Here is a 20,179-nt window from a genome sequence, read left to right as displayed (position 1 = left end):
CGCATGAGAAGCTCCGTGTCCGACGCGTTCCTGGCGTTCACCGAACCCATCGAGGGCCGCACGCCGTACCTCTACCTGGACGGGTGGGGCCTGGTCACGATCGGCACCGGGTGCCGGCTGGAGTCGATGGACGAGGCGGCCACGCTGCCGTTCGTGCTGGCCGACGAGCCGACCGTCGGCGCCTCCACGCGCCAGATCCGGGAGGCGTACACGACCGTGCAGAGCCGGCCGGACCTGGCCGGGCGACCGCACGACTTCGCCGGGCGCACCGCGGTCCGGCTCACCGAGGACGGCGTGGACGAGCTGGCCGCGCGCCGGCTCGCCGCGCTGGAGGACCGGCTGGTCCGCACGCCGGAGTTCGCCGGGTTCCCGCGCTGGCCGGCCGACGCCCAGCTGGCGCTGCTCAGCCTGGCCTGGGCACACGGCCCGGACTTCTCCGGCTGGCCGGACCTGCGCGCGGACTGCGTGGCCGGCGACTGGCGGGCCGCGGCGGACCACGGTCGCATCCAGGGCGCGACGCAGCGGAACGCGGCCGACCGCGCGCTGTTCCGCACGGCCGCGCACGCGGTGGAGAACCACTGGGACCCGGACGTGCTCTGGTACCGGCCGCTCGGCCATCGCGCGGAGCTGCACGCGCAGGACAGCGGCGCCGAGGTGGTGCTGTTGCAGGAGCGGCTGCTGGTGCTCGGCCACCTGGCGGACGTGACCGGCATCGTGGACCTGGAGACCGAGCTGGCGCTGCGCGGCTTCCAGCGCGCGCACGTGCTGCGCGAGGACGGCGTGGTCGGCCCGGCCACCTGGGCCGCGCTCGGCACGGCCGTCCCCGCGACTGTCGCCGCTCTGACCTAACAGCCCCTTCCCCCGGCTATCGATTCTGGCCGATAGTTGGCCGGTGGAGGCCGATCAGCTGCTGCGGCAGCGTCTGCGGCGCGCCGTCCCGCCGGTCGTCGGCGCGGGCGTGGCCTGGTCGGTCTACCCCCGCCAGGTGCACACGCCGATGAACACGGTGCTCGACATCGTGGCGGCGCGGCTCGGCACGGACGCCACGCTGGTCTGGGTCGACGACGGCACGCCCGAGGTGCTGGCGCTGCCCGGGCTGCCGCAGCCGGTGGTGGCGTGGAGCCGCCGGTCGCTCGCGTCCGGCCTGCTGATCCGCACGCTGCTGCTGGCCGACGGGCTGACCGCGCGTACCCGCCGGATCCTCTGCCGTCAGGCGGCCCTGCACCTGCTGGCGGAGACCGCGCTGCGGCTCGGCGACACCGATCTCGCCGCGCGCTGCGGCGTGGCCGCGTTCCTGGACCGGGACTGGACCGCGCCGCGCACCGGCTCGCTGGAGACCTCGGCCGACTCCGAGGACCGGCTGGCGCTGTGGTTCTTCGCGCTCGCGCACGAGTTCGGCCACTTCGCGGACCCGCGCACGCACGCCCGCGGCCCGCTCACCGACGCGTCCGTGCGCACCATGCTGCTGGCCGCGCGCCGGCACGACGGGCACGACCTGATCGGCGACGTGCTGCACCGGCGGCCGCTGCGCCCGGCGGACGTTCGCGCCGAGACCGTGGCCGACCTGTTCGCCGCGGACGTGCTGGTGGAGGCGTCCGCGCGGCTGCTGCCGGACGGCGGCCACCCGGTGCGCGTGATCGGCGAGGTGCTGCTGGCCGCGGCCGTGGTCTCGGCCGCGGAGCGATGCCGCGCGTTCTGCGCCATGGTCGGCCGGCGCGGCGACGGGCGACTCGACCACCTCACCTACCCGGCCGCGGCGAGCGTGCGGTCGTCCGTGCTGCGCGCGCACCTGGCCGCCGCGATGACCGAGCGGCACGGGTCCGGCCGGCCGTCGCCGGTCGACCGGCTGCAGCGCTGGGACCGGATCGTGGCGGGCGTGGCCACGCCGCTGGAGCCCGCGCTGGCCGTGCTGGAGACCGGCGTGACCGACGCGTTCCGGGAGGCGCTGGACGACTCGGTGCCGATCGAGTACCTGATGGAGCGGCTGCGACCGCAGGCCGGGCCGGCGCTGCGGGCGGAGGCGCGGGACTTCGTGCACCTGGTCCAGGCCAGCGGCCGGCACGGCGAGTGGCTGGACGAGCTGGTGTACGTACTCGGCTGAGCCGAGTACGTACAGCTCGGGATTCGGCGGCGACGGCACGGCGACGGGGCCCCGCTCCGCGCGGAGCGGGGCCCCGTCGCTCAGCCGACCGTGAACGTCACGTTGGTGAAGTTGTTGACGAGGTTCGTCTCCGGCATCGCGTCGCCCGGGGCCGGCCACACGCCGGGATCATCGGTACCCCGCACCTCGACGTACGCGACCTTCAGCGCGCCGGACGGGAACGCCGAGGCCGGGCCGGTGATCTCGAACGGGCCGGCCTTGACCTCGCTGCCGCCCCGGGTCACCGGGTACGGGCAGACATAGACCGCGCGGGTCTCCCCGTCCGGGTTGCCGACGTCCGCGTCGTCATCGCGCGCGCACCCCGCCGGCACGTTCTTGAGTTCCGCGCCCTCCGGCAGCGCGAACCCGAGGACCGGGTGGACCGACTGTGGCCCGCCGTTGACGAACGTGATGTCGAGCGTGCCGGTGAACGTGCCGCCCGTGACCGTGCCCGACATGCCCGCGGTCACCACCCGCAGGTCGTCCAGCCTGCCGGGCGAGCCGGTCGGGGTGGGCGAGGCGCCGTGCCCCACACCGGCGTCCGGGTTCGGCTGGAAGCTGGTCTCGCCGCCGGTCTGCCGGAAGGTGTCACCGTCCAGCGAGTAGGTGCGCCACTGCCACCTGATCACGTCGGCCGAGCCGGCGCAGCAGATCATGAGGTCACCGACCTCCACCTGGACGTCGTTGCCGGATGCCCGCACCGCGCGGATGTTCTCCGGCAGCCCGTCGGCGCGGCCGTTCGACTTCGTCGCGACCACGTCCCCGATCGTGATGATCTTGTCGTTGTCATCCCGATCGAAGACGACGACGCGCAGCTCCGGAGCCTGCGACCACTGGCACGCGATCACCGCGGCGGTCTCCTGCGCGCCGTCGTGGTCCACGTCGACGTAGGCGACGGACTCCAGCGTGACCTGGGGGCCGGTCGCCTGGCCGGGCGGATGGTCGGTGAACCGCTGCTGACCGGCCGGGCAGTGGTCCTTGCCCGCATAGGGCCACGCCGGCAGGTCGATCGTCGAATTCCTCAGGGTCAGCTCGTCGATCCGGCCGTCCGGCACCGATCCGGCACCGTCCGCGCTCGCCGACGGCGACGGCGACGGGCTGGTCGCGGACGGGGACGGCGGCGCGGTGGCCGGGGTGACCGGCGGATCGTTCGTGCCGATCACGCCGGCCGCATAGGCCGCGACCGGCGCGGCGATGAGCAGCGCGGTGAGGCCGCCGGTGACGCCCGCGCGCGCCTGACGGCGGCGGCGCACGGTGGCGCGGGCCGCGCCCGGGCCCAGCGGGGCGGGCAGCTCGGGGCCGCTGCGGAAGGAGGCGAACGCGTCGTCGATCGCGCTCGAGTGGAACTCTTCGTCCATCATGACTGGTGCTCCGTTCAGGCGTCGATGAGCTGGGCGGCGAGGGCGGTGCGGCCGCGGTGCAGCCAGGACTTGACGGTCCCCTCGGCGACGTCCTCCTGCTCGGCGATCTGCGCTATGGACAGATCGGCGAGGTGGTAGAGGATGACGGCGCGCCGGTGCTTCTCCGGCAGAGTGGCGAGCGCGCGGGCCAGAGCGACCCGGTCGGGACCGGGTCCATCGACGTGTTCCTCACGATAGCGGCGGGCATGTGCCTGCTGGACGCGCAGCCGGCGAAACCGGCTGGTCGCCAGGTTCCAGGCCACCTTGCGCAGCCAGGCGAGCGGGTCGTCGTAGTGGGAGACCTTCTCCCACCGGGGAAGCGCGCGGCAGAAGGCCTCCTGCACGACGTCCTGGGCCTGGCCGAAGTCACCGGTGTACGCGAACAGCTGCAGTGACAGCCGCTGGAAGTGCGCCGCGTAGAACGACTCGAACGTCGGTGGTCCCGTGTCGTCGGTCAATGCCCTGGCCGCTTCGCTGACCATGGTCATCTGCCCCTCCCCGTTGTGTCGCGGCGTCCCCCGCCGTTCGCGACCAACACGCGCCCCTGATGCGGACGGTTGCACCCGATCATGCCGAACGGCACGCGGTGTGTACTCCTTGACAGTTGTCGATCGCCACGATGGACTTTCCGAAGGCCCGTCGATGTTTACGTAAACATCGCTCACGGGCGGGGCCGCCACCGGTCGCGCCGGGCCGTCCCCATCGAGCGGAAAGGCAGCCGATGACCGCACGGCACCGCTTCCTCCCACCGCTGGCCGCCACCGTGGCGGCCGTGCTGTCCACCACCGCCCTCGCCGTCCCACCGGCTCACGCGGGAGCCGCCGCGATCCAGAACCCGGCCTGGACGATCAGCGTCGACCCGTCGTACCAGCAGGAGGAGTTTCAGGGCTGGGGCACCAGCCTGGTCTGGATGGCGCACGCCACCGGCGGCTACCCGGACGAGATCCGGGAGCGCCTGGTGGACCTGGTCTTCGGCGCGGACGGCCTCAACCTCAACATCGCGCGCTACAACATCGGCGGCGGCAACGCGCCCACGGTCGAGCCCTACCTGCGGCCGGGCGGCGCGGTGCCGGGCTGGTGGAGGGCGCCGTCCGCGCTCGGCCCGCAGGACAGGGAATGGTGGGACCCGCAGAACCCGGGCCACTGGGACTGGGACGCGGACCCGAACCAGCGCTGGTGGGTCGACCAGGTCAAGGACGAGGTCGACACGTGGGAGGCGTTCAGCAACTCGCCGCCGTGGTTCCAGACCGTCAGCGGGTACGTCAGCGGCGGCTTCGACGCGTCGCAGGACCAGATCCGCGCGGACAAGGCGGACGAGTTCGCGGAATACCTCGTGCGGGTCACCGAGCACCTGGAGTCCGCGCACGGCATCGCGTTCGACACGATCGACCCGCTGAACGAGCCGAACACCAACTACTGGGGTACGACGCTGGGCCCGGACGGGCAGCCGACCGGCGGGCGGCAGGAGGGTGCGCACGCCGGGCCCGCGCTACAGGCCACGGTGATCGAGGCGCTGGCCGGGCGGCTGGCCACCGCCCGTACCCGCGCCAGGGTCTCCGCTCCTGATGAGACGAACCCGGGCACGTTCGTCACGGACTGGTACGGCCTCACCCCGGCCGCCCGGGACGCGGTGACGCAGCTGAACGTGCACACCTACGGCACCGGCCAGCGGACCGCCGCGCGCGACGTGGCCAAGGCCGAGCAGCGCCCGCTGTGGATGAGCGAGGTCGAGGGCAGCTGGGGCAACGACTACACGAGCATGAACTCCGGGCTCGGCATGGCCCAGCGGATCATCGACGACCTCCGCGAGCTGGAGCCCACGGCCTGGGTGCTGTGGCAGCCGATCGAGGACATGGACAACATGGTCGCGGAGGGCAACCTGCAGTGGGGCAGCATCCACGTGCCGTTCGACTGCACCGCGGCGGACACGCTCGCGACCTGCCCGATCCGGACGAACACGAAGTTCGACACGATCCGCAACTTCACCCACTTCATCCGGCCCGGCGACCACATGGTGAAGGTCGGTGACACGGCAAGCGCGGCCGCGATCACCGCGGACGGCCGGGGCGCCACGGTCGTGCACGCGAACGGCACCGCCACGGCCCGCGACGTCACGCTGGACCTGACCCGCTTCGGCACGACGGCCGCGGACGCGACCGTCACGCCGGTGGTGACGAGCGCGTCCGGGAAGCTCGTGCGCGGCGGCGCGGTCCGGGTCGCGGCCGGAAGGGCCACGCTGACCGTGCCGGCCGAGTCGGTGACCACGTTCCTGGTCACCGGCGTGTCCGGAGTCGCGGGCTCACACGTCACCCCCGGGCACACCTACCGCCTGGAAGGGGTGCAGAGCGGGCGGTCGCTGAGCGCGGACGCCACGATCCGCACCGGCGACCCGGCCCGCGCGGACCAGCTGTGGACGCTGACCGGTGACTCCGTCAGCAACCGGGCCCGCTACACGGTGACCAACGCGGGCACCGGGCGGCGCCTGGCCGTGCGCGGCGGCACGGTGCTGACCGAGGCGCCGGCCGGCGCGGCCGACGACGGTGCACTGTGGACACTGTCCACCACCGGCGACGGCACGTACACACTGATCAACGTGGCCGCGCGCCGGGTGCTGGAGATCCCGGGGCAGGCGACCGCGGACGGTTCGCCGGCCGGGCTCTGGACGCCGACGTCCGGCGCGAACCAGCGGTGGGCGCTGCGCGACGAGACCGTGACCTCGACGGACCCGGTCCGGACGTACACGCTGCCCGGCCGGGTCCCCGCGCTGCCCGCGACCGTGACCGCGACACCGGGCCGCGTGCTGCCGGTGACCTGGACGATGCCGTCCGCGAAGGCGTGGCGGAAGCCGGGCACGGTGACCGTGCGCGGCACCGCGACCGACGTGCTGGGCCGCGCGATCGTGGCGACGGCCGAGGTCACGGTGGACACGTTCCGGGCCACCGCGCCGGCGCGCGCCAAGGCCTACCAGGGTGGCGTGCCCGCGCTGCCCGCGACCGTGACCGGGCTCGGCGACCACGGCGGGCGCGCGGAGCTGCCGGTCACCTGGGGGCCGGTCCCGCCGCTCACCACGATCGGCGTGACCGAGGCGCGCGGCACCGCACGGCTGGCCGACGGGCGGACCGTCCCCGCGACCGTGCGCATCCAGGTGACCGCGCCGGTGCCGGCGGCCGTGACCGGGGTGTCGGTGGCGGCGAGCTTCACCGAGGGCGGCTACTCGACCGCGGGCCTGACCAACGGCGTCACCACGGACAAGGCCTGGTCGAACTGGCGGTCCACCGGCCGCACCCCGTCCGAGACGCTGACGGCCACGCTCCCGTCCGCGCGCGACGTGACCGGCGTGGTCGTGCACCACTACCGTGACTCCGCGTCCGGCGGCGGCGTCGCGCGGAGCGTCCGGGCCGGCGTGCCGGGCCCGGACGGCACCTGCACCGGTGGTCCCGAGGTCGCGGTGGACGGCGCCACCACGACGGTGCCGCTGCCGGGCGGCCCGGCGGACACGATCTGCGTGGTGCTGACCACCGCGCCGAACGGCTACCTGACCGTGGCCGAGCTGGAGGTGCTGGCGAAGGCGCCCGGCGTCTCCGCGGACGCGGCGCTGACCGCGCTGTCCGTGGACGGCGTGCCGGTGCGCGGCTTCGACCCGGACCGCGACTCCTACCGCGTCGACGTCCGGAAGCCGGAGAAGGCGGTGATCACGACGGTGGCCGATCCATACGCCTCGGTGGCCGTGCGCGCCGAGGGCCGCAACCGCGTCATCACGGTGACCGGCGAGGACGGGACGCAGACCCGAACGTACCGGCTGATGTTGGTCTAAATGCCCCTGAGGGTCCCGCTCCGTGCGCCGTCGCGGAGCGGGAACCGGGCCGCGACCGCGGTGATCGTGGCGAGCACCATCTCCCGGTCCAGCGGCACGCCCTCCAGCAGCTGATGCATCGACAGCCCTCGATCAGCGCGTCCATCGCGCGGCAGGCCCGCTCGTCGAAGTGCAGCGCCAGGCTGGCGTGGCTGCGCCGGACCCAGGCACGGGCGATCTCCGCTACGGCCGGGTCGTGGTTCGCATACGCGTACATCTCGTAGATCAGCGTCTGCTCGCGCGGCGACCTGTAGTCCCCACCGCAGATCAGGCCGGTGACCGCCGCGCAGGCCGCCTCCGAGTCCGGCGCGTCTGCTGATCATCCGCAGTGGCGGGCTGAGCCAGGACGTTGTTCGGCGCCCTCGATCGGCACGCCGCGCGGGCTCGTGCTCACTCGCCGCCCGGCGGGTCGAAGGAGAGCGAGAGGCTGCTGGAGTACGCGGTGCCGGGGGCGGCCGGTGGGCGGTCGCGCGGAGGGCTGCCGGCCGGCCAGAAGCGAATGGCGCGGAACGGATAGCCGTCCTGACCCGGGGACTCCCATTCGAGGTGAACCCGCTGGCCCGGCCGGAAGACGGCCGGGGCGGCCGCGGCGCTGAAATGGGCCCAGCAGCCGCCGGGCGTGTCCGGGGAATCGATCACGCCCCAGCCCTCGTCGGCGTGCCATTCGCGGATGATCGCGTCCACGGCTCAGTCCTCGATCGTCGACGGTGGGGTGCCGAGCGCGTCGAGGGCCGGCCACAGCTCGGCCGGGATCGGCGTGGTGCGCATGGTCTCCAGGTCGGCGATGCGCTCGATGCGGTTGACGCCGACGATCGTCGAGTCGATGTCCGGATTGCGCAGCGAGAAGTGCAGCGCCACCGCCGGCAGCGAGACAGCGAAGTCCGCGCAGACCGCCCGCGCGCGGTCGACCCAGGCCAGCAGCTCGGCCGAGGCCTCGCGGTAGGCGTAGCGGGTGTCACGGCCGGCGAGCAGGCCGCCGCCGAACGGGGCCGCGTTGAAGACGCCCATGCCGAGAGCCACAGCCGACGCGATCAGCGGCTCGGCGCGGCGGTCGACCAGCGTGTAGCGGTTGTGGGTGAGCAGCACGTCGAACGCGCCGCTGGTGACGTACCGGGTCATCAGGCCGATCTCGCCGGCCGCGACGCCGATCGCGCCGGCCAGGCCCTGCTCCTTCAGCTCGCGCAGGCCCTGCACGGCGCCGCCGGGGGCGAACGCCTCCTCGACCGTGATCGTGTACGGGTCGTGCAGGTGCAGCAGCGGCAGCCGGTCGAGGCCGAGCCGCGCGGTGCTCTCCTCGAACGAGCGCCACACCCGGTCCCGGTCGAACCGGCCGGTCTCCGGGTCCGCGTCGACCTTGGTGACCACGGTCCTGCCCTGCGGGAGACCCGACGAGCGCAGGGCCAGGCCCAGCGCGGTCTCGCTGCGCCCGGCCGCGTAGTTGTTGGATGTGTCGATCAGCGCGGACGGGCCGGTGAGCAGCGCGTGCGCGAGCGCGGCGGACTCCGGAGCGGGTGAGCCGTCCGGCTGCGCCGGGTTGCCCAGGAACGACGTGCCGAGGCTGACGGGACTGACGGGGAAGCCGATCATGCACCCATCATGCCTGTGGGACCGGCGCCCGGCACCGGCCCCACGGGAACGGGACGTCAGGCGGGGAGACCGCCGACCTGCGTGTTGACCCAGGCGCGGATCGACGGCAGGTCACCGTAGATGGACGGCGCGGTGGCGCAGGTGGCGCTGTTGTTGCCGGCCCGGCTGGTGACGCCGATCAGTTCCCAGCGCCCACCGACGCTGCGGACCTGCGGGCCACCGGAGTCGCCGTAGCAGGCGCCCGCGTTGCCGTTCGTGTTGTTCGTGCAGATCTCGTACGCGGCGTCGATGCTGGAGCACCGGCTGTCCGCCACGATCGAGGTGTCCAGCTCGTTCGCGACCGTGGGCGTGGAGCCGCAGCCCCGGGTGGGGCAGGTCTGGCCCCAGCCGATGATCCGGGTGGCGGTGCCGACCGCGCCGGACGCCGTGGGGATCGGCGCGGGCGCGTAGGAGACCGCGGAGCCGAGCTGCAGCAGCTTGACGTCGATCCGCGGGTGGGTGATCGCGCGGGTCACGGCGACGACCGTGCCGCCGCTGGTCCGGTTGACGCTTCCGACACGTACCGTCGAAGGGGTGGGGCAGTGTGCGGCCGTGACGGCCCAGTTGTTCTTGATCAGCGAGCCGGTGCAACCGGACACGTAGACCATGAACGAGTAGTTCTCGGTGGCCGGCCGCCCGTTGACGACCTGGATGCCGAAGTCCGGTTCCGGCGCGGGCGCCGCCACGGCAGCGGACGGCGCGAGCAGACCGGCGATCACCAGACCGGCGGCGGCTATGAGGCGAGAGAGGCGCATGCCGCCGACCCTATGTCCATATTCAATAACCTCGATACATCCCGTTTGGGGCCTATCACCGGACGATGGCGCCACACCGTGCACGAGTCGCCCGCATCCACGACGAGAACGCCATCGGGCTGCGGATAAACTGTCGCAATGGCTGACGACGGCGCGCCTGCCCCGGAGCAGGCCGCTGCGATCGTCCAGGAGATTCTCGCCGGCCTGCCCGCGGGCTGCTCCTGGCTCGTGCCGGTCACCGGCCCGGACGGCGCCGTCACCGACTTCCGGATCGCCGCGGCCGGCGGTCAGGTGCCGGACATCTACAACCGTGGCACCGCCCGCCGGGACCGCACCGTGGCCGGGCTCTACCCCACCATGATCGGCGGGCCACTCTGGCAGCTCTACCTGCACGTGCTGGAGACCGGCGAGCCCGGCGAGCTGCCCGACTTCGTCTACGACCAGGCGGAGTCCGGCGTGGTCGCCCGCTCCGTCTTCACGATCAGCGTCCGGCCGATGCTCGGCGGCCTGCTGGTGGTCTGGCAGCGCGAGGACGAGCAGCTGCGCCGGCTCACCAACACCGAGCTGCTCGGCAGCCTCGGCTGGACGGAGTACGACCTGCACACCGGCCGGACCGAGTGGTCCCCGGGGATGTACCCGGTCTTCGGCCGGGACCCGGCCGACGGTCCGCTGTCCCGGATGGAGCAGGCCGCGCTGATGCTCCCGGAGGACCGCGGGCTGGCCGAGACCGCGTGGCAGACGCTCGACAGCGGCGCCACCTCGGACGTGACCGTGCGGTTCCGGGTCGGCGACGCCATCAAGCACCTGCGGATCCTGGCCGACACCGCACGGGACGGCGCGGGCAAGCCGATCAAGATCTACGCGGTGGTGCAGGACGTGACCGCGCGCGTCGACACGCGCTCCGAGATCGAGCGGCTCGGCGACCAGCTGCGGACCCGCGAGATGACCGCGCTCGCCGAGCACCGTCTCGCCGGCCAGCTGCAGAACATGATCCAGCCGGTGCCGCGCGAGCCGTTCCCGCTGGCCGGCTTGGAGGCGATGGTCAGCTACCTGCCCGCCGAGCGCGCGGTCCTGGTCGGCGGCGACTGGTACCACGCGCAGACACTCCCCGACGGCCTGGTCGCGCTCGCGGTCGGCGACGTCGCCGGCCACGGCCTCGACGCGGCCAGCGGCATGGCCCACCTGAGGTTCGCGCTGGTCGCCTGGCTGTCCATCGGCCTGCGCGACCCGGGCGTGCTGATGCATCACCTCAACCGGCTCTGCCTCCAGCTGCGCATCACCGGCACCGCCGTGATCGCGGTCTTCGATCCGGCGACGCGCGTCCTCCGGTGGGCCCGGGCCGGCCATCCCGCGCCGCTGCTGTCCCGGTGCGGCGCCACCACCGAACTGGAGCGCCCGCACGGCCTGCTGCTCGGCGCCGTCGACGACGCGGACTACCCGGAGTGCACGCCGGAGCTGTCGCCGGACGACGTGATCCTCTTCTACACGGACGGCCTGGTCGAGCGCCGCGCCGGCGACCCGGCCGCCCAGTTCCGCCGGGTCCGCGACGCGCTCGCCGCGGCCGGCCCGGACCTGCCCCGCGTGCACGCGACCCTCAACGAACCCAGCACCTTCGACGACACCTGCACACTCGCGGTCCGCGTGCTGCCTTCCTGAGATTCTCCCGCTTCCGGCGCGGTCCCGCTCCGCACGCCCCCACGGGCACCGGCCCACTACCACTCAGCTTAGGTTGATCTTGAGGGTGGTCTGTGACGCGGCCGTCCGCGAACCGGCAGGCACGAGCCCCTGGGCGACGACCGGTGCCCGCGGGAGCACGGGGAACCGGGAGCACGGGGAACCGGGAGCACGGGGAACTCAGCCACGCCGGAAGCGGGAAAGCGGCTTTCTGATCTTGGTTCTTCCGGTTCGCCGTCGAGCGTGGCTACAGGTCGAGGTGGATGCGGACGCGGGTGGCGCCGGAGATGACGATCGTCTCGACCTCGTCGCAGATGTGCTCGACGATGGCGAGGCCGCGGCCGCGAAGCGCGCCCGCCGGTGGCATCGGGCGGCCGAGGACCGGGGTGGCGCCGCCGTCGTGCGCGCTGTCCGTGACGTCGCAGACCAGGCGGCCGCGGTCGGTGCGGAGCGTGACCTCGCCGCCGGAACCGGTGTGCTGCAACGTGTTCGTCGCGAGCTCGCTCACGGCCAGGACCAGCAGCTCGGTGCGCTCCTCGGAGAGGCCGAGCACGGCGGCGCGCGTGGACACGAACGCGCGCAGCGCCGTCAGGTCGGCGGCGACCGCGTAGAGCATGCGCCAGTCGTCAGACACCGGTGTCACCGGACCCGGCGGCCGGCTCGGCCAGGAGCTCGCCGACGCCGGTCAGGTCGAGCACGGTGGCGACCGGACCGCGCGCGTTCGCCACGTGCAGCCGCCCGCCGCCGGCCTGCGCCGCGTGGTAGGCGGTGACCAGACTGTGCACGCCGGTCGAGTCGATGAACGTGACGTGCGTCAGATCCACCACCACGGTCCGGGCGGCCGCCACCGCGGCCAGCAACGCCGCGGTCAGTTCCTCGCGCACCGCCAGATCGCACTCGCCGTCGAGCGTGACCACCGTCCGCGCGGGACCGCCGGATGTCCGCGCCCCGAAACCCATCGCGCCTCCCCTGTATCCGCCGCTCATCATGGCATTGCGGACGGCTTCGCGCGGCGCGGGCCCGGCCCTCGTTCGGGTGCGCTCGGCGGAAGGCCCGCGGTGAGGTCGGCCGCGCGGACCGTCGGCCGAGGTCACCGCGAGGATCTTTCGCACTCCGGCGGGTGTAGATTCGCCCGGCCACTGTTCCTGGTGGCCGTCATTCGGTACGGTTCGGGCGGCTTAAGGATCTCGTAAGGAGCGGGTGGTGACAGAGCGGTTCGCCCTGGTGCTGGCGGCGCGTCGAGGTGACCGCACGGCGCTCGCGGAGCTCGTCGCCGAGCACCTCCCACTCGTCTACAACGTGATCGGCCGTGCCGTCGGCGCGCACGCGGACATCGACGACGCGGTCCGCCAGACCATGCACCGCGTCGTGCGGGAGCTTCCTGACCTGCGCGAACCCGCCGTGTTCCGGCCCTGGCTGCTGGCCCACGCGCTGCGTCAGGCCACCCGGGTCCGCCGTGGCGGCACCCGCGCGCCGCTGCCCGAGGACGGCGACGCGCCGGACCCGGGCGCGGACTTCGTCGGCCTGAGCATCATCCGGCTCGGCCTCTCGGGCCAGCGGCGGCGCCTGGCCGAGGCGACCCGCTGGCTCGACGGCGAGCACGCGATCGCGCTGTCGCTGTGGTGGCTGGAGGCGGCCGGCACGATCGGCCGGGCCGAGTCCGCGGCCGCGCTACGCCTGTCCCCGGCGGACGCGGGCTCGCGCCTCGACCGGATGCGCGAGCAGCTGGACGTCACCCGTGCGCTGGTCAGCGCGCTGCGGGCGCGCCCGATCTGCCCGGGACTGCGGCTGGTCACCACGGACTGGGACCACCGGCCCGGCCCGGCCTGGCGAAGGCGTTTGGTCCGGCATGTGGACAACTGCCCGGTCTGTTCCGGCCTGGCCGCGCATCACATCCCGGCGGAGCGGCTGATCAGCGGGCTCGCGCTGGTCCCGGTGCCGAACACGCTGCTCGCCGCGCTGCACGCGGACGGCCTGCTTCCGGAGCCGGCCGGCACGCCGGTCGCGTTCTCCCGCGGCACGGTCTACGAGCCGCTCGAACTGCTCGCCGCGCCGGCCGAGGCAAGCCTGGAACCCCTTCCGCCGGTACGCCGTCCGTCCGCCGTCCTGGTGCTCGCGGCCGTCGCCGCCCTGGTGGTGCTGGTGGCCGGCGGCGCGCTGGCGCTGACCCGCGCGCCGGACGTCCCGGACACGGTCCCGGTCGCGGCCGACCTGCCGCGCCGCACCCGCCCACCGTCCGCATCGGACACCCCGGCGCCACCGGCCCCGCCGTCGCCCTCGGCGTCCGCGTCGGCCTCGCCGTCACCGTCCGCCTCGCCGTCACCGTCGGCATCGACGTCCGTCGCCGCGGCCGGCATCGCCGAGGCCGCCGCCGCACCGCCCGCCGCGGTCCCGCCCGCGCCGGCCTCGTCGGCCAAGCCGGCCGTGCCCGGCAACCCCGCGAAACCGGCGCCCGCCGCCCCGGCCGACGAGCGGCAGTCGATGCGCTCGGTCAACCACCCGGATCGGTACGTGCGGGAGCGCGGCGGCTACGCCATGCTCGACGCGGTCGGCGAGTCCGGCGCGACCGCGTTCACCGTGGTCCCCGGCCTGGCCGACGCGCGCTGCCTGTCTCTGCGCCTGCCGGACGGCCGCTACCTGCGGCACTACGACTACCGGCTGCGCGCGTCCCGGGCCGACGACAGCGCGCTGTTCCGTGCGGATGCCACGTTCTGCCCGCAGGCCGGCGCGGTCTCCGGCTCGGTCACGCTGCGCTCCTACAACTACCCCGGCCACGTGGTCCGGCACCGGAACTTCGCGCTCTACATCGACCGCCCGGACGGCTCCCGCGCCTTCACCCGCGACGCCTCTTTCATCCTCGGCTGAGCGTCACGGTGGCTACCCGGCCGTCCGACGGCGTGCCCGACGAGCCGCCGTCCGGCGGGAATGCCCTCCCGCCGGACGACGGGAATGATCAGCCGGTCGAGGGGGTGCTGCCGCAGGAGCGGCTGATCGCTCGCGTCCGTGAGGTCTGCGCCGCGGATTCGCGGCTCGCCGCCGCGCTCACCTACGGCTCGTTCGCGGCCGGCGCGGGCGACGCCCACAGCGACGTCGAGTTCTGGCTGTTCTTCGCGGTGCCGGTGCCGGACGCGCGGGCCTGGCTGGGGGACCTCGGCCCGATCCTGCACGTGGTGCGCAACGAGTTCGGCGCGCACGTGGTCTTCTTCCCCGGTCTGGTGCGCGGCGAGTTCCACCTGGCCACCGCGGCGGAGATCGGGTCCGTCGCGACCTGGCCCGCGCGCGGCGCGCCGGTGGACCGCATGATCGTGCTGGACCGCACCGGCGCGCTGCGCCGCGCGCTGGAGTCGCTGCCGGCCGAGCCCGCGCCGCCGGCCACGCCGGACGAGATCGCGGAGCTGTGCGGCCGGTTCGCGAACTGGCTGGTGCTCGCGCACCACGTGTCGCGCCGCGGCGAGCTGCTGCGCGCGATCGACGCGCTGGCCCATGCCCACCGGCACCTGCTCTGGATGACCCGTCTCGCCGAACGCCGCACCCAGCACTGGCTCACCCCCTCCCGGGCGGCCGAGACCGACCTGCCACCCACCGCCGTCGCCGCGCTGCACGCCCTCGCTCCCACGGCGGACCCGGCCGCGATCACCGGCGCGATCGCGGCGACCTGGCGCTTCGGCCGGCACCGCTGGCGGCAACTCACCGAGGGCACCGCACCCGACGCCCTCATCCTCGAGCTCGACGGAATGCTTACGCCTTGAGGATCTGACGCGACCACCCTCGGGACAGACAGGGAGGAGCGCCGGCGACGACCGGTGCCCACGGGAGCATGCGGAAATCGACCCCGCCGGAAGCGGGTATATCCAGAAGGTCTTGTGGTCGGTCGTTCCAATGGCCGGGCTGCCCCGCCGTTCGGCTGACCCGCTCCGGCTGCTTTCCGCGCACATGCGCGCACCCGGGCCCCCGATGTCGTACCAGCCCTGTATCTTGTGCGCCTGTCGGACCATGGGGGAGTCATCCGTGAGCAATACCTTCCAAGTGGATCTGCGGGGCATCGTCGACCTGCTCAGCCACCATCTCTACGGCAGCCCACAGGTTTATGTGCGGGAGCTGCTGCAGAACGCGGTCGATGCGATCACCGCGGTCCGGCACACCGAGCCGGAGCTGGCCGGCCGGGTCGCGATCGAGTCCGCGGACGCGACCGGCGACGGCACGCTGCGGATCAGCGACAACGGCATCGGGCTGACCGAGGCGCAGGTGCACGAGCTGCTGGCCACGATCGGCCGCAGCTCCAAACGCGACGATCTCGGCTTCGCCCGGCACGAGTTTCTCGGCCAGTTCGGCATCGGGCTGCTCTCCTGCTTCCTGGTCGCGGACGAGATCCGGGTGCACACCCGCCGCGGCGACGCCCCGCCGGTCGTCTGGACCGGTTTCTCCGACGGGCGTTACCAGGTGAAGCCCGGCCCGGAGCGCGAGCCCGGCACGTCGGTCACGCTGATCCCGCGGCGCGGCGCCGAGTCCTGGCTGACCGGGCCGGAGGTGACGCGGCTGGCCGCGCTCTACGGCTCGATGCTGCCGATCGAGGTGACGGTGGACGGTGAGCGCACCACGCTCGGCACGCCGCCGTGGCAGCTCGAGAAGAACAGACACCAGAGCCTGCTGGGGTACGCGGAGAGTGTCCTCGGCTTCACCCCGTTCGACGTGATCGAGCTGAACGTGCCGGAGGCCGGCCTGTCCGGCGCCGCGTTCGTGCTGCCCACGCCGATCAATCCGGCCGTCCGCGGCGGCCACCGGGTCTACCTGAAGCGCATGCTGCTGGCCGAGGCCGTCGAGGGCCTGCTGCCGGAGTGGGCGTTCTTCGCCCGCTGCGTGGTCGACTCCACCGAGCTGCGCCCGACCGCGAGCCGCGAGGCGCTCTACGAGGACGGCCTGCTGTCCGCGGCCCGCGAGGCGATCGCGGACCAGCTGCGCGGCTGGCTGGTGCGGCTGTCCAGCACCGACCCGCGCCGGCTCGCCGAGTTCCTCTCCATCCACCACCTGGGCGTGAAGGCGCTGGCGCTGCACGACACGGAGATGTTGCGCCTGGTCGAGCAGTGGTGGCCGATGGAGACGAACATGGGCCGGTCCACGCTCGCCGAGTTCCGCGCCCGGCACGGTGTCGTCCGCTACGCGGCGACGCTGGACGAGTTCCGGCAGCTCGCGGCCGTGGCGGCGGCGCAGGACGTGGGCGTGGTCAACGGTGGTTACACCTACGACGCCGACATCATCGAGCGGCTGCCCGCGCTGGACGCGGAGATCCGGGTGGAGCGGCTGGAGCCGACCGACCTGACCACCTCGTTCGACGCCGTCGACCGGGAGACCGAGCTGCGGCTGCGCCCGTTCCTGACCGTGGCGCAGCGCCGGCTGGACCGGCTCGGCTGCGAGGTGGTGGTGCGCGCGTTCGAGCCCGCGTCGCTGCCGAGTCTCTACCTCGTGAGCCGGGCCGCCGCGTTCCACGGCGAGTTCACCGCGACCCGGGAGAAGGCTGACGAGCTGTGGGGCGGCGTGCTGGACGCGCTGTCCAGCGCCGCGCCGCCGGACCGGCCGCAGCTGGTGCTCAACCACCGCAACCCGCTGGTCCGGCGGATCACCGCGCTCGGCGATCCGGAGCTGACCGCGCTCGCGGTCGAATCGTTGTACGGTCAGGCGCTGCTCCTCGGCTACCACCCGATCCGGCCGGCCGACGCGGCACTGCTCAACACGTCCTTCCTCGGCCTGCTCGGCCGGGCCGTACCGGGATCGGGGGATCCGGAATGAGCGAGCTGCTCGCTGGCGAATCATCGGCTCAGCGCCGGCCACGACGACACCGCGACGTAGAAGGGAGTCCGGCATGACCCCCTCGGCACAGGAGTTGTGGGGCCTGCTCGCGCAGGCCGGCGACATGCCCTACGGCGCCGCGCGCATCGCGCTGACCGAGCAGGTGATCCGGCACGCTGACACGGCCGGTGACCCGGAGCTGCGGTTCGTCTCGCGCATCCACGCCACCCAGTCCTATGTCTACGGCGGCGAGCCGGCGAAGGCGTTCGTCACGTTCTCCTGGTGCCTGGCCGAGTTCGACGCCGAGCCCGCGCCGTACCACGGGAACTGGACGCACACGCTCCTGTGGTACTTCAAGACCATGGTCAGTCAGATGACCGGTTTCCCCGAGGTGCCGCTCGACCGCGCCCAAGCGGTGCTGGACGACATGGAGCGCCGCTACCGCGACAGCGGGCACAGCCTCCAGGCCGTCTACAAGTACCGCTACGTGCTGGCCCGGCACGTCGGCGACGCCGCCGCGACCGCGGAGTGGTACGAGCGGTGGCAGACCGCGCCGCGCGACGAGCTGTCCGACTGCGAGGGCTGCGACCCGACCGGCAAGGCGCGCTACCTCGCGGAGCAGAAGCGGGACGAGGAGGTCGTGGCGCTGGCCGAGCCGGTGCTGGCCGGCCGCCTGACCTGCACCGAGCAGCCGCAGAACATGCTGGCCGCGCTGATGGTGCCGTACGTGCGGACCGGCCGCCTGGACGCCGCGGTCGACGCGCACCGCCGGGCGTACGGGCTGGTCCGGGGAAGCCTCGCGGACCTCGGCGACATCGGCGACCACATCGAGTTCTGCGCGCGCACCGGCAACGAGCACCGCGGGCTGGAGATCCTGCAGCGGCACATCGACTGGCTGGACCGCGCGCCGTCGCCGGCCTCGGCCATGTCGTTCGCGTCCGCGTCCGCGCTGCTGCTGCACCGTGCCACCGCGCTCGGCCACGGCGGCACCGCGATCCGCCGCGCCGAGCGGGACGACACCACGGTCGCGGCGCTCGCGGACGAGCTGGCCGCCCAGGCACGCGCGATCGCGGCCCGGTTCGATGCCCGCAACGGCACCACCCGGCAGTCCCGCCGGGTCGAGGACCTGCTGGCGGCCGAGCCGTTCGACGTGGTGCTGCCGCTCTCCCCCGCGGCACGAGCCGCCGCACCGGTCCCGCCGGTGCCGCAGCGCCCGGCGGTGCCCGCGCCCGAGGTGCCGGCCGAGGCGAGCGCGGAGCAGCTGCTCGCGCTGGCCGAGGAGGCGGAGGACGCGGACCTCGACGGCGGCCCGATCCTGGAGTCCTTCGACGCGCGCTTCCCGGACCCGGCCGCGCTCGGCCCCGCGCTCGCCGCGAAGCGCGAGGAGCTGCGCGGCGGCCAGCACTGGGGTGCGCGCGACGGCGAGTCCGCGGTCGGCGCCTGGAGCCGTGCAGCCGAGCTGTACGCGGAGGCCGGCGACGACGGCCAGGCCGTCGCGCTGGCCAGCCGGGCCGGCGTGGCCCGGCTGCTGCTCGGCGACGAGTCCGGCGCGGCCGCGGTCGAGCGTGAGGTCGCCTACCGGGAGGAGCACGGCGGCACGCCGCGCGAGGTGGCGAGCGCCTGGTCCCGGCTGGCGATGCGGCACATGACCACCGGCGCCCCGGACGCCGCGGCCACCGCGCAGGAGCGCGCGGACGCCGCGCTGGCCGACGTGGACGACCCGCGCATGCACGCGCGCTACGCGGTGCGCCGCGCGCAGATCGCGGCGGGCGGGCACCGGCACGAGGAGGCCGCGGAGGCGATCGGCCGGGCGCTGATCTTCTACCGCGAGCACGGCCCGGACGACCAGCTGGCCGGCGCACTGCTGCTGGCCGGGCAGCTGTCGATCGAGCCGGAGTCCGCGCTGGCGCTCTTCGACGAGGTGCTGTCGCTCGGCGACCCGGACACGGTGATCAACGGGCGGCTCGGCCGGGCGAACGCGCTGATGCGGCTGGAGCGTCCGGCCGAGGCGGTGCCGGAGCTGATCGAGGTGGTGGCGCTGCTGACCGAGCGGGACATGCCGCCGGCCGCCGCGGCGGTCCGGCGCGACCTGGCCGAGGCCTACCAGGCGGCCGGCCGGCTCACCGAGTCGGCCGAGGTCGCCGAGGAGGCGCTGTCCGAGCTGCGCCGGCTGGGCGACGACGGCCGCGCCGACGACGCGCAGCTGCTGCTGGCGAACACGTACCGGCAGCTCGGCGAGGACAAGATCGCGCTGGTGCACTACGAGGCGCTGATCGAGCGGATGACGGAGCTCGCGAACCACGCCGGCCGCGGCCAGATCCGGGAGTATGCGGCGGAGACGCTCTACCGTTCCGACCGTGACGAGGAGGCCGCCGAGCGCTTCGGCGAGGCCGCGGACGACTTCCACGAGGCCGGCGACCTGCTGGCCGAGTTGCGCGTGCTGCGCCGCCGCGTCGCCGCGCTGCACTTCGCGGACGAGCCCGAGGAGGCGGTCGACACCGTCACGCTGGCCCGCGAGCGCGACGCCGAGCTGCCCGCCGAGGCGGACGGTCATCCGCAGGTCATCTGGGAGCGGCACATGCTCGGCTGGGAGGCCGGCCGGGTCCTGATGTCCCGCGGCCGCTACGCCGACGCGATCCCCTACGTCGCCGGCGCCGCCGCCCCGCTCCGCGAGATCGGCGCGCTTCAGGAGGCCGACAACCTGGCCGGCATGTACGCCGAGGCACTGTTCCGCTCCGGCGACCCGGCCGCGGCCGAGCCCGTCCTCCGCGAGGTCCTCGACGAACGCCCCTCCGACGCCGACCCGGCCGCCTCCCAGCTCCCGGCCGCGCTGCTGGCCGAGGTCCTGGACGCACTGGACCGCAAGGAGGAGGCGGCCGAGCTCCGCACGCGGTACGGCATCACCGGCCGCGACTGACCGGGCCACCGGGATCGCGCCGCCGGTGCG

16 protein-coding genes are annotated in these 20,179 nt (G+C 74.0%); 8 read left to right on the top strand and 8 right to left on the bottom strand.

Translation table 11 applies throughout. From position 1 onward, the window contains the following. Positions 1–3 precede the first annotated feature (3 nt). Both J2S43_RS04220 and J2S43_RS04215 read left to right on the top strand, forming a co-directional pair. Entirely contained in the window at positions 4–849 is an 846-nt protein-coding gene (locus tag J2S43_RS04220) for a peptidoglycan-binding domain-containing protein (protein ID WP_306827230.1), read from the top strand. A gap of 43 nt (positions 850–892) precedes the next feature. Further along, the gene (locus J2S43_RS04215) at positions 893–2,101 is read left to right on the top strand and encodes a hypothetical protein (RefSeq protein WP_306827229.1); all 1,209 of its coding nucleotides are present in this window, start codon (positions 893–895) and stop codon (positions 2,099–2,101) included. 80 nt (positions 2,102–2,181) lie between these two features. Here the strand turns inward: J2S43_RS04215 and J2S43_RS04210 are convergent, their stop codons facing one another. Both J2S43_RS04210 and J2S43_RS04205 read right to left on the bottom strand, forming a co-directional pair. Continuing rightward, positions 2,182–3,501 (bottom strand): hypothetical protein, encoded by a 1,320-nt coding sequence (locus tag J2S43_RS04210; RefSeq protein ID WP_306827228.1) that lies wholly within the window; start codon positions 3,499–3,501, stop codon positions 2,182–2,184. A 14-nt stretch (positions 3,502–3,515) separates the two neighbouring features. Then, a complete protein-coding gene (locus J2S43_RS04205; RefSeq protein ID WP_370881747.1) occupies positions 3,516–4,022 on the bottom strand; it encodes a SigE family RNA polymerase sigma factor in 507 nt (168 codons plus the stop codon). A gap of 239 nt (positions 4,023–4,261) precedes the next feature. Here J2S43_RS04205 and J2S43_RS04200 point away from each other — a divergent pair, with 239 nt between their 5' ends. Continuing rightward, on the top strand, positions 4,262–7,354 hold the full coding sequence (locus tag J2S43_RS04200) for a glycoside hydrolase (RefSeq protein WP_306827226.1): 3,093 nt from the start codon (positions 4,262–4,264) through the stop codon (positions 7,352–7,354). Here the strand turns inward: J2S43_RS04200 and J2S43_RS04195 are convergent. The 4 genes from J2S43_RS04195 to J2S43_RS04180 all read right to left on the bottom strand — a co-directional run bounded on the left by J2S43_RS04195 (position 7,351) and on the right by J2S43_RS04180 (position 9,774). Further along, positions 7,351–7,473: a hypothetical protein gene (locus tag J2S43_RS04195; protein ID WP_306827225.1), complete on the bottom strand. Its 123-nt coding sequence runs from the start codon at positions 7,471–7,473 to the stop codon at positions 7,351–7,353. The genes J2S43_RS04200 and J2S43_RS04195 overlap by 4 nt on opposite strands. A gap of 310 nt (positions 7,474–7,783) precedes the next feature. Next, positions 7,784–8,077, bottom strand: a complete 294-nt coding sequence (locus tag J2S43_RS04190; protein ID WP_306827224.1) for a cold shock domain-containing protein — start codon at positions 8,075–8,077, stop codon at positions 7,784–7,786. Positions 8,078–8,080: 3 nt separating this feature from the next. Then, on the bottom strand, positions 8,081–8,980 hold the full coding sequence (locus tag J2S43_RS04185) for an aldo/keto reductase (RefSeq protein WP_306827223.1): 900 nt from the start codon (positions 8,978–8,980) through the stop codon (positions 8,081–8,083). Between the two features lie 56 nt (positions 8,981–9,036). Then, positions 9,037–9,774, bottom strand: coding sequence for a S1 family peptidase (locus tag J2S43_RS04180; protein ID WP_306827222.1), 738 nt, complete (start codon positions 9,772–9,774; stop codon positions 9,037–9,039). Positions 9,775–9,912: 138 nt separating this feature from the next. On the opposite strand from J2S43_RS04180, the gene J2S43_RS04175 reads away from it, so the two are divergent. Further along, a complete protein-coding gene (locus tag J2S43_RS04175; RefSeq protein WP_306827221.1) occupies positions 9,913–11,430 on the top strand; it encodes a PP2C family protein-serine/threonine phosphatase in 1,518 nt (505 codons plus the stop codon). 265 nt (positions 11,431–11,695) lie between these two features. Here the strand turns inward: J2S43_RS04175 and J2S43_RS04170 are convergent, their stop codons facing one another. After that, positions 11,696–12,082, bottom strand: coding sequence for an ATP-binding protein (locus J2S43_RS04170; protein ID WP_306827220.1), 387 nt, complete (start codon positions 12,080–12,082; stop codon positions 11,696–11,698). Beyond that, entirely contained in the window at positions 12,075–12,407 is a 333-nt protein-coding gene (locus J2S43_RS04165) for an STAS domain-containing protein (RefSeq protein ID WP_306827219.1), read from the bottom strand. Before J2S43_RS04165 ends, J2S43_RS04170 begins: the two co-directional genes overlap by 8 nt. 244 nt (positions 12,408–12,651) lie before the next feature. On the opposite strand from J2S43_RS04165, the gene J2S43_RS04160 reads away from it, so the two are divergent. The 4 genes from J2S43_RS04160 to J2S43_RS04145 all read left to right on the top strand — a co-directional run bounded on the left by J2S43_RS04160 (position 12,652) and on the right by J2S43_RS04145 (position 20,149). Further along, complete coding sequence (locus J2S43_RS04160; RefSeq protein WP_306827218.1) at positions 12,652–14,313, top strand: AbfB domain-containing protein; 1,662 nt, start codon at positions 12,652–12,654, stop codon at positions 14,311–14,313. Positions 14,314–14,321: 8 nt separating this feature from the next. Then, on the top strand, positions 14,322–15,197 hold the full coding sequence (locus J2S43_RS04155; RefSeq protein WP_306827217.1) for a hypothetical protein: 876 nt from the start codon (positions 14,322–14,324) through the stop codon (positions 15,195–15,197). Positions 15,198–15,456: 259 nt separating this feature from the next. Then, a complete protein-coding gene (locus J2S43_RS04150) occupies positions 15,457–17,232 on the top strand; it encodes an HSP90 family protein (RefSeq protein WP_306827216.1) in 1,776 nt (591 codons plus the stop codon). A 73-nt stretch (positions 17,233–17,305) separates the two neighbouring features. Next, positions 17,306–20,149: a tetratricopeptide repeat protein gene (locus J2S43_RS04145; RefSeq protein WP_306827215.1), complete on the top strand. Its 2,844-nt coding sequence runs from the start codon at positions 17,306–17,308 to the stop codon at positions 20,147–20,149. The last annotated feature ends 30 nt before the right edge of the window (positions 20,150–20,179 follow it).

This window comes from Catenuloplanes nepalensis, assembly GCF_030811575.1.
In the GTDB taxonomy this organism is placed as follows: domain Bacteria; phylum Actinomycetota; class Actinomycetes; order Mycobacteriales; family Micromonosporaceae; genus Catenuloplanes; species Catenuloplanes nepalensis.
The sequence above is the reverse complement of the archived record's forward strand: the minus strand, read 5'-3'. Positions and strand labels throughout refer to the sequence as shown.